The sequence below is a fragment of the Pseudoalteromonas sp. S558 genome (genome assembly GCF_005886635.1).
Classification (GTDB): domain Bacteria; phylum Pseudomonadota; class Gammaproteobacteria; order Enterobacterales; family Alteromonadaceae; genus Pseudoalteromonas; species Pseudoalteromonas aliena.
Genome location: NZ_PNDU01000718.1, coordinates 1 through 448, shown reverse-complemented (window position 1 = coordinate 448; position 448 = coordinate 1). Strand labels below are relative to the sequence as shown.

General features: G+C 40.6%; 1 pseudogene. It reads left to right on the top strand.

From position 1 onward, the window contains the following. Nucleotides 1-16: 16 nt before the first annotated feature. Nucleotides 17-355: pseudogene (locus CWB66_RS22075) on the top strand (tRNA (N6-threonylcarbamoyladenosine(37)-N6)-methyltransferase TrmO); the annotation flags it as partial. Nucleotides 356-448: the final 93 nt, after the last annotated feature.

Sequence of the window (448 nt, the reverse complement as noted above, 5' to 3'; positions counted from 1 at the left end):
GCCGTGATTCTACGTCGGTATTGATTTAGTTTTTGGCACTCCCATCGTCGATCTAACACCTTATTTACCCTATTCGGACTCATTTCCCGATGCAAGCGCTGGATTTGCGGATACTCGCCCAGAGACTCAAATGAGTGTTGAGTTTAGCCAACAGGCTATAGAATTTATAAATAAACAAAGTCACTATCCTGAGCTACAAGCGTTTATTAGTAATGTGCTAAAACAAGATCCTCGCCCTGCCTTTAAACTGCAAAAACAAGGCGTGCAACGCTATGGTATGAATTTGTATGAATACAATATTACCTGGCAAGTGACTGATTCTCATCATCTGGTTACTCATATTGAGCTCAGTTAAGCTCACTTTAAAGCCCTGCTATGGCTATAAAATTCGATAAAAAATCACTTACCTCTTTAGTGACAATGCAACCGCTGGTAAACTGAGCTCGTA